The sequence below is a fragment of the Diaphorobacter sp. genome, from assembly GCF_050251835.1.
Lineage (GTDB): Bacteria > Pseudomonadota > Gammaproteobacteria > Burkholderiales > Burkholderiaceae_C > JBFXIE01.
In genome coordinates, this window is record NZ_JBFWLZ010000064.1 from 1 (window position 1) to 8,871 (window position 8,871).

General features: G+C 63.5%; 7 protein-coding genes and 1 pseudogene. 6 read left to right on the top strand and 2 right to left on the bottom strand.

What is annotated here, in order from left to right; genetic code table 11:
• The first annotated feature begins 73 nt into the window (after window positions 1-73).
• Window positions 74-1,084 carry a sensor histidine kinase gene (locus AB7E35_RS14370; protein ID WP_428167799.1) on the top strand — a complete coding sequence of 337 codons (1,011 nt, stop codon included), beginning with the start codon at window positions 74-76 and terminating at the stop codon, window positions 1,082-1,084.
• 13 nt (window positions 1,085-1,097) lie between these two features.
• Here the strand turns inward: AB7E35_RS14370 and AB7E35_RS14375 are convergent, their stop codons facing one another.
• Window positions 1,098-1,805, bottom strand: coding sequence for a VIT1/CCC1 transporter family protein (locus AB7E35_RS14375; protein WP_035884269.1), 708 nt, complete (start codon window positions 1,803-1,805; stop codon window positions 1,098-1,100).
• A gap of 41 nt (window positions 1,806-1,846) precedes the next feature.
• Complete coding sequence (locus AB7E35_RS14380) at window positions 1,847-2,398, bottom strand: cytochrome b (RefSeq protein ID WP_428167800.1); 552 nt, start codon at window positions 2,396-2,398, stop codon at window positions 1,847-1,849.
• A gap of 239 nt (window positions 2,399-2,637) precedes the next feature.
• Between AB7E35_RS14380 and AB7E35_RS14385 the strand changes: the two genes are divergently transcribed.
• The 5 genes and pseudogenes from AB7E35_RS14385 to AB7E35_RS14405 all read left to right on the top strand — a co-directional run.
• Complete coding sequence (locus AB7E35_RS14385) at window positions 2,638-3,930, top strand: efflux RND transporter periplasmic adaptor subunit (protein WP_428167801.1); 1,293 nt, start codon at window positions 2,638-2,640, stop codon at window positions 3,928-3,930.
• A gap of 13 nt (window positions 3,931-3,943) precedes the next feature.
• Entirely contained in the window at window positions 3,944-7,039 is a 3,096-nt protein-coding gene (locus tag AB7E35_RS14390; protein WP_035884267.1) for an efflux RND transporter permease subunit, read from the top strand.
• Complete coding sequence (locus tag AB7E35_RS14395; RefSeq protein WP_003056157.1) at window positions 7,036-7,356, top strand: DUF3240 family protein; 321 nt, start codon at window positions 7,036-7,038, stop codon at window positions 7,354-7,356. The genes AB7E35_RS14390 and AB7E35_RS14395 overlap by 4 nt, the downstream gene beginning before the upstream one ends.
• A complete protein-coding gene (locus AB7E35_RS14400) occupies window positions 7,353-8,651 on the top strand; it encodes a TolC family protein (protein WP_230590195.1) in 1,299 nt (432 codons plus the stop codon). Before AB7E35_RS14395 ends, AB7E35_RS14400 begins: the two co-directional genes overlap by 4 nt.
• 110 nt (window positions 8,652-8,761) lie before the next feature.
• Window positions 8,762-8,871: pseudogene (locus AB7E35_RS14405) on the top strand (IS5/IS1182 family transposase); the annotation flags it as partial.

Consider the following 8,871-nt stretch of genomic DNA (forward strand, 5'->3'; position numbering starts at 1 on the left):
CGATAGACGGTCAGCTGTCCACGCCGCATGCTCTCCCACGGGATGCTCACAGCTCCCAGAGGGCTATCAGGCTGTGGACAACTTTCCGAAACCATGTCCTGAACTTCGAGGTTTAGAAGATACAAGGTCTCAGCTATTAGTCGTCGCAACAGAACGCCGGGATTGGGATCAAACCGAGCGGCGCATCCACTTTGCGCTCTTGGGCGGTATTGTGCTGGCAACGCTGCTAGCGACGGGCCTGGCGCTGCTCATGGTTCGGCATATCGTGGTCATGCTGGAGCGGGTCGGCGAGCAACTGGCCGATCTGCGTTCGGATCGGCCGATTGCGCGGATCGGAGCGGACTTTCCCCGTGAACTGCGTCCGTTTGCCGAAGCCTTCAATCAGGGCTTGCATCACCTGTATGCGGCCATTGTCCGCGAGCGCCGCTTCTCCCGCGATGTGGCCCACGAGTTGCGCACGCCCCTGGCGGAAATCCGCATCAGCGCAGAAAGCGCTTTGATCGATGCCGACCCGGCCCGAATCCAGCGCGCCCTGAATGCAATGATCCAGGCCAGTTCACGCATGCAGCGCAGTGTGGACACTCTGCTGTTGTTGGCGCGTCTTGAGTCCGGCCAACACACACTGGCGCTGGATCCTCTGGATCTGACAGCTTTGCTGCAAGAGTTACTGGCGGGACTCAACGTCCAGAAAATGGCACCCAAGTCACCCATCCGCGTGACTTTGCCTGAATCAGCATGGGTGCAAAGTGATCAGGGCGTGATCGAACGCATCCTCTCCAACCTCTTGCGCAATGCCATCGAATACGCGCCCGAAGGCGACGACATTCAATGTAGGTTGGAGCGCGAGGCTTCCGGCTGGATGTTGACCATCGTCAACACAGCTCCCAATTTGCAGGCATCCGATCTGGATCAATTCGGCCTTCGCTTCTGGCGCAAGGATTCCGAAGGTGGCACGGCGCACCACGCCGGGCTGGGACTTGCACTGGCCCTGGCGCTCGCGCATGCCATAGACCTGCCGCTGGCGTTCTCACTGGACAACGGTCGGCTGTCCGCGCGGCTTGGCCCTTGGCCACCGCTGCTCTGAGATTGACGCAGATCTACACCGCAGTGCCGAACATGGCTCCCACGCCCGCTGTCACCGCCATGGCAAATGTGCCCCAGAACGCGACGCGCAGCGCACTTTTGAAGAGCGGCGTACCACCCACGGCAGCAGCCGCAGCGCCGAGCAGGGCCAGGAAGACAATCGCCGTCGCGACGATCCAATAGAGCAGGCTCTGCTCTGGCGCCAGCAGAACCACAGCCAGCGGCATGGCCGCGCCCACGGCGAAGCTCCCGGCGGACGCCATTGCAGCTTGCAGCGGGCGAGCGCTCAGCGTTTCAGAAATGCCCAGTTCATCGCGCGCGTGCGCGCCCAGCGCATCATGTGCCATCAACTGCGTGGCGACTTGATCCGCGAGCCGATGATCCAGGCCACGCCGGACGTAGATGGCGGCCAGTTCCCGATGCTCTGCATGCGGACTACGGTTCAGTTCATCTTGTTCCCGTGCCAGATCTGCCTTTTCCGTATCAGCTTGTGAATAGACCGACACGAACTCGCCTGCAGCCATGGACATGGCGCCGGCTACCAACCCCGCGATGGCCGTGGTCATGATGCTGGCATGGCTTGCATGGGCAGCAGCCACGCCTGCAACTAGGCTGGCCGTGGAAATGATGCCGTCATTGGCACCCAGAACAGCGGCGCGCAGCCATCCGATATGTTCAGTGCGGTGACTTTCAGGGTGGGCGCGGTGGTGAAATTTGGTCATTGGAGATTCGAATTCATGTAAAGCAGCCTGAGGCCAGTAGGTCAGGGGCGTCGACCGGGAAGCATGCGAACCACTGTGTTGTCACGCATGACGTAGTGGTGCAACAGCGCCGCCATCGCATGCAATCCGATCAAGACATAGCCCAATGTCGCCAGCGCCTCATGGACATCCTTGAGTTGGCGCGACAAAGCAACGTCGGTGCCGATCAGAGAGGGAACGGGCAAGCCAAACAGAACAATCGGCTTGCCCGCCGCACTCAAGGTGAGCCATCCGAGCAGCGGCATGGCGAGCATGAAGCTGTAGAGCGCATAGTGCATGCCATCGGCGAGCGTGGCCTGCCAGCGTGGCATGGGTGGTTGGATCGCGGGCTTCACGCCCGCCTGGATGCGCACCCCGATACGGATCACGACGATCACCAGAACGCTGAGGCCCAGCAGGTAGTGCAAGGACTTCATGGCGTCTCTCAAGGCTCCCTTGGGTGCCAGTCCGCGCAATTCCATGCTCGCATAGACCGCAATGATGAGAATCACGGTCAGCCAGTGCAGTCCTATGACCAAAGGACTGAAACGGTATTCGGAATTCCTGACATTCATGGTGTATGGCTCCGATGTTTGAGGTAGCAAAGGCGCACCGCTGGCATATCAGAGCAAGTTACTGAAAATCAGTTTATCGATTGCTTGCTGCTCAAAGCAGGCGTTTCGCCGAAATACATCGTACTGAGCAAATTTCGCTTTCTCCAAAGCTTTCTCAAAGCTTCACCGAAGAACATGAGCTGATCTTTACAAGAGATCGACCGCATGTTTCGCCTCATTAACCTCGCGCACCGCTTCATATGCGACGGATTTTCAATCCGCGCTATGTGCTCTCTACTCTGCTCTACGTCGTTTGGGGCGGCACAAGCATGAGCTTCCCGACCTTGAAAGCGGCGGGCACCGCCAGCCGAACCAAGACCTTGGCCCTGTCCGCCGTCAGTGTGGCAGTTCTGGCTGCCGTAGGGTACGGCTGGTGGGCTTGGACAACGCAGCAGACAACCGTAGCCGATAGAGACGCGAGCGAGGCTGTCGCCCAACCGAACGCTGGCGGCGTTCACCTCAACGCCGCTCAGCTTCGCGCGCAGGGTGTGGAAACCGCACTCGTCAAGGATGCCGCAGTGATACCGCTGGATGGCTTACCCGCGCAGACGGTGGCACCACTCTCGGCCAGCGCGCAGGTCGTGGCGCCATATGGCGGTGTGGTGACGCGCGTTCTGGTCGATGAAGGCGCCGCAGTGCGCCAAGGACAGGCACTGGCGCGCATCCAGAGCAAGGACGTTCTGGCGTCGCAGGCTGATCTGGCGCGTGCCCGCACCGAAGCGGCGGTGGCCGCGGCGCAGGCCCGGCGCGATGCCACGCTCTTGGCCGAGGGCATCATCCCAGCCACGCGCAACGAGCAAACCCAGGCGCGCGCGGCGGCTGCGCAAAGTACGTTGCAAGAGGCCAATGGCGCCCTCGCACGGCTTCGACCCGTTAGCGGCGGGCAGGCCGGCGAGTATGAATTGCTTGCGCCTTTGTCCGGGCGGGTGATGCGTCGTCACCTGAGCCTCGGGCAAGCGGTCGCGCCGCTCGACATCGCCTTCATAGTGGCTCAGCCTGGCCCGCTGGATGTCAGCGTCGCGGTTCCGCTGCGCTGGCGCTCGGATCTCCACCCAGGCTTGGAAGTGCGTCTTCCCGATGGCACGATCGCTCGCGTGACGGCTGTTGGTGGCGACACTGACCTCAGTAGTCAGAGCCTGCGGGTACGTGCCCGCGTCGATGCAGATCAGGCAGGGGCAGACCGCTATGCGGCCGGGCAGCAGATCAGTGTCGCGCTGTTGCTGCCAGCACCGCAGGGCACCTTGAGCGTGCCATCGTCCGCGCTGCTGCCAGCGGGCAGCGCCCACGTGCTCTACGTTGCTGAGCCGTCATCGCAAGACAAGCAAGGCGACCTACGCGTCCGCGCTGTTCCGGTGCAACTGCTGGGGCAAGACGAATCAGAGGCGTCAAGCGCCGTGCGCGCCGTCTCGCCAGACACTGCGCCGCTTGCGGCAGGCATGCAGGTCGTCGTGCGCGGTACGGCACTGCTCAAATCCATGATTCCATTGCAATGAGGGGCGACCACGCATGTTGTCCCGTCTGATTGAATTTTCCCTGCGCCAACGTGCGCTGGTACTGCTTGGCGTGCTGGCTTTGGCGGGTGCGGGCCTGGCGGCCTTCCTGCAATTGCCGATCGACGCCTATCCGGATATTTCCCCCACGCAGGTCAAGCTGATTATCAAGGCCCCTGGCATGACGCCCGAGGAGGTGGAGTCGCGCGTGATCACGCCGCTGGAGATGGAGTTGCTCGGCGTGCCGCGGGGCGTGATGCTGCGCTCCACGGCCAAGTACGCCATCGCCGACATCACGCTGGACTTCGCCGAAGGCAGCGACATCTACTGGGCACGCCAACAGGTGGCCGAACGCTATGCAGGTGTTTCGGGCAGCCTGCCCGAAGGCGTCAGCGGCGGGCTGGCGCCGATTTCGACACCGCTGTCGGACGTGTTCATGTTCACCATCGAAGGCGGTGGCCTCACGTTGAGCGAGCGCCGCGCCCTACTGGACTGGACGCTGCGCCCGGCCCTGCGCACGCTGCCCGGTGTTGCTGATGTCAACGTGCTGGGTGGAGAAGCCAAGAGCTTTGCTGTGGTGCCGGATCGCGCACGGCTTTCCGCTGCGGGCCTCAGCTTCTCTGATGTCATCACGGCGATCGGCCGCAACAACCGCAATGACGGTGCGGGCCGCCTGGATGCAGGCGAAGACACGCTGATCGTGCGCGCCGAAGGCGCGATCCACACTTTGGACGATTTATCCCGTCTGATCCTGCGCGCGGGGGCCAATGGTACGGCCCCAGTTCGCCTGGGCGACGTGGCCCAGGTGCGCATCGAAGGCGTGACGCGATATGGCGCCGTCACCCGGGACGGCGCGGGCGAAGCGGTGGAAGGCATCGTGGTGGCGCTGCGCGGGGCCGATGCCTCGGCGCTGGTCAAAGCCATTCGAGCCCGGCTGGACGAGGTGACTCCCAGCCTGCCGCCCGGCGTCAAGGTGGTGCCGTTCTATGACCGCAGCACGCTGATCGAGCGCGCCGTGGGCACGGTGGAAAGCGCCTTGCTGGAAGCGACGGTACTGGTCGTTATCCTGCTGCTTCTGTTCCTCGGCGAGCTTCGCGCCGCGCTGGTTGTGGCGGTGATGGTGCCTTTGGCGGCACTGGGCACCTTCTTGCTGATGCGTCTGGTCGGCATGAGCGCCAACCTGATGAGCTTGGGGGGCCTCGCGATCGCCATCGGCATGCTGGTGGACGCTGCCGTAGTGGTGGTGGAAAACGCCGTCAGTCGGCTCGACCCGCACGCGCCCAGTGCGCACCAGCCGCGCCTGCACCGCATATTCGCCGCGGCGCGCGAGGTCGCCATGCCTGTGGCCTCGGGCATCCTCATCATCTGTCTGACCTTCATGCCCCTGCTCACTCTGCAAGGGTTGGAAGGCAAACTGTTTGTGCCGGTGGCGCTGACCATCGTATTCGCCCTGGGCGTCTCGCTGCTGCTGTCGCTCACGCTGGTGCCGGTGCTGGCCTCGCTGCTGCTCAAGGAACACGCTCACACCGAGCCGTGGGTGATGCGCTGGGCCACGCGCCTGTACCAACCGCTGCTGGAGGCTGCGCTTCACCACCCGCTACGCGCATCGGCGGTCGCCATCGCGGCCCTGGCATTGGGTGTGGTGGCCTACCTCGGCACGGGCAAGGCGTTCATGCCGACGATGGACGAGGGCGATATCCTGCTGCAACTGCAAAAGCCGCCGTCCATCGGGTTGCAGCGCTCGCTGGAGATTGACCTGGCAGTGCAGAAGGCCATCGGTGCGGCGGTGCCCGAGGTGCGGCACAGCATCGGGCGGGTGGGCTCCGACGAGCTGGGGCTCGACCCGATGGGCCTGAACGAAACCGACCTGTTCATGCAGCTCGCACCGCGCAAGGATTGGCATGCAGCCGACAAGGACGCGTTGAGTGCCGAGATACGCAAGGTGATGGATGCCTTCCCCGGCCTGGAATTCGGCTTTACCCAGCCCATCGAGATGCGCATCTCGGAAATGCTCACCGGCAGCCGGGGCGACGTGGCCGTCAAGCTATTCGGCCCTGATCTGCAAACGCTGGGCGATCTGGCGCAGCGCATGGCCGCTCGCATCGAGAAAGTGCCCGGTGCGCGCGACGTGCTCACCCAGGCCAGCGACAGCGTGGAATACCTGCAGGTGAAGGTGGATGCGCAGGCGGCGGGGCGCGCCGGACTGGCCGTGACGCAGGTTCAGGACGAGCTGCGCGCGCAGCTCGAAGGCGTGCCGGCCGGGCTGGTGATCGAGCCGGACAGGCGCACGCCCATCGTGGTGCGCGGGGATGCCCGGCTGCGCGGATCGGCCGAGCGGTTCAAGGACTTGCAGCTCGCCCGTGGCGATCAGGGCGAAATCCCCTTGACCTCGCTGGCGCGCATCGCCACCACTGATGGCCCCGTGCTGGTGCGGCGCGAGAACGGCTCGCGCTTCGCGCTGATCCAGTCCAGCGTGAGTGGGCGCGATCTGGTCGGCTTCGTGGATGAAGCGCGCGCCGCCGTGGTGCGCGACGTGCCGCTGCCGCCCGGCTACCGCGTCGAATGGGGTGGGCAGTTCGAGAACCAGCAACGCGCAGCGGCCCGCCTTGGCATGGTGGTGCCGGTGGCCCTGGGACTGATTTTCTTCGTGCTGTTCATGACCTTCGGCTCGGTGCGGCAGGCCGCGCTCATCCTCGGCAACGTGCCGTTTGCCATGGTCGGCGGCGTGGCGGCGCTGTGGCTGTCGGGGCAGTACCTGTCGGTGCCTGCTTCGGTCGGCTTCATCGCGCTGCTGGGCATCGCCGTGCTCAACGGATTGGTGCTGATGACGCACTTCAACCACCTGCACGCGCTAGGCCTGCCCATGGAACAGGTGGTGCGCGAAGGTTCGCTGCGACGGTTGCGCCCCGTGCTGATGACGGCTTCCATCACCGCCTTTGGCCTAGTGCCCCTGCTGCTGGCCAGTGGCCCTGGCTCTGAGATCCAGCGCCCACTCGCCATCGTGGTGATTGGCGGACTGGTCAGTTCCACTGCGCTGACCCTGGTCCTGCTGCCGGTGCTGTACCGGCGATTCGGCCAGGCCATCTCCTCACAACAAGGAGTCCACGCATGAACGGATTGAAAGAAGCGCAACTGGTGCGCCTGAATCTGGTGTTTCCACCCACGCTCGAAGACGCCGTCACCGATGCCCTGATGGCCGACCCGGTGCTGCCAGGGTTCACCCTGTTGCACGCCGAAGGGCATACCGGCGACTTCGCGCGCGCGTCCATTCGCGAGAAGGTTCGCGGCCGTGTGGATCGGCGCGTCATTTGGGTATTGATCGAATATGAACAACTGGAACAGGTCCTGGCGCATCTGCGCCAGCGCATCGCGTCTAGCGATGTCCGCTGGTGGGTGGAGTCGGTGTTGGCAAGTGGAAGACTGGTATGACGAGTAAAAACAAAGGATGCAGCCTGGTACTACCGACTGGTGCCGTCATGGTGGCTATCGCGGCTTTGACATTTCATCCCGCGCAAGCGCGCGCCGATGATCTTTCGTGGCTGCCTGCGCAGGCGCAAGTCGAAGCGGCGATAAAAATCCAGCCGGTCGTGAATGCCGCAGCCGCTCGCTTGGACGCGGCGGCCGCCACGCAAAGCGCCCTTGAAGCCGGTAGCCACGAATTTGAACTCAGTAGTGGCCTACAACGTCGCAACGTGACCAACGAAGCGCGTCGCTACAACGAATGGGAAATCCAGCTCAGCCGTGCTGTTCGCTTGCCAAACAAGGCGCGTATAGATCGGGACATCGGCAGCCGCACCCGTAGGGTGGCCGATATGCGCCTTGAAGATGCCGAGCACCAAATGGCAAGGCGACTGTTGGAAGTCTGGGCCGGATGGCTGCGCAGTTTCGTCGTAGCCGACGAGATGCAAGCTCAGGAAAAGTTGCTTAGACGTGAGCAGGAAGCAATGGCCCGCCGCGTGGCCCTGGGCGATGCAGCGCAGCGGGACAGCGACGTTCTGCAAGCCGAACGCGCGATGCTTGCAGCCCAGGTTAGCGCTGCGCGCGACGCAGAACGGGCAGCACGACAAACGATGGTGATCGAGTTCCCGGGCATTGAGATTCCCGCGCGGCCATCCACGCTGCCAGATCCCGATCCTTTGCCGGGCGGGGTACAGGAGTGGCTGGCGCGAATTGTGCGACAAAGCGTCGAAATCGGCATTGCCGATGGAGAGGCAGCGCGCCTTGCCAAGGTGGCCGAGCGAGCTCGCGCCAACCGCACGCCCGACCCCACAGTCGGGGTACGGATGATGTCTGAACGCGGTGGGACGGAACGTGTCATTGGCGTTGTCCTGACGGTGCCATTTGGCACTGACTATCGCAGTGCAATGGCTGCCACGGAAAGCGCCAACGCAGCTGCCGCAGAGGCAGAGGCGCTCGGCGTGCGGCGCGCGGTGGAGCAAAGTGCGTGGGTAGCCGCGCAGGCAGCTGAAAGTAAGCGCACGCAGTGGCAGTCATTCGCGCAGGCGCTGGCCGCGCAGACCACGGCCAGCAACCGCACGCGGCGAGCTTGGGAACTGGGAGAGGCCCCCTTGGCCGAATACCTCTTGACGTTGCGAAACCTGCGCCAGACACGCCTCGGTGAGGCACAGGCTCGCATCGATGCGCTGCAAGCGTCAGCACTGGTGCGTATCGATGCGCATGCGCTGTGGCATTCGAAGGAGGCACATGCCGATGCCCCTCAATGAATCCCGACTACTGGGCAACGCCCCACTATCCAACGCACCATTCGCACCTCGATTCTTAAGGCAACGCTGATTAAGGTCCACCATTGAGAGGGGTCAAACGTTATCCGCAGATGAAGCAGCAGACCCTGGCAATGGCCGCAGATCAAAACAACGGATTCGAGCAGTCGCGCAAGCCCACCCGACGTGAAGAGTTCTTGCGGACCATGGAGACAATAGTGCC

Bases quoted from the DNA above. Each gene is read 5' to 3' on its own strand.
- AB7E35_RS14375 (WP_035884269.1), bottom strand. From the start codon at position 1,805: ATGACCAAATTTCACCACCGCGCCCACCCTGAAAGTCACCGCACTGAA.
- AB7E35_RS14380 (WP_428167800.1), bottom strand. From the start codon at position 2,398: ATGAATGTCAGGAATTCCGAATACCGTTTCAGTCCTTTGGTCATAGGA.
- AB7E35_RS14385 (WP_428167801.1), top strand. From the start codon at position 2,638: ATGCGACGGATTTTCAATCCGCGCTATGTGCTCTCTACTCTGCTCTAC.
- AB7E35_RS14390 (WP_035884267.1), top strand. From the start codon at position 3,944: ATGTTGTCCCGTCTGATTGAATTTTCCCTGCGCCAACGTGCGCTGGTA.
- AB7E35_RS14395 (WP_003056157.1), top strand. From the start codon at position 7,036: ATGAACGGATTGAAAGAAGCGCAACTGGTGCGCCTGAATCTGGTGTTT.
- AB7E35_RS14400 (WP_230590195.1), top strand. From the start codon at position 7,353: ATGACGAGTAAAAACAAAGGATGCAGCCTGGTACTACCGACTGGTGCC.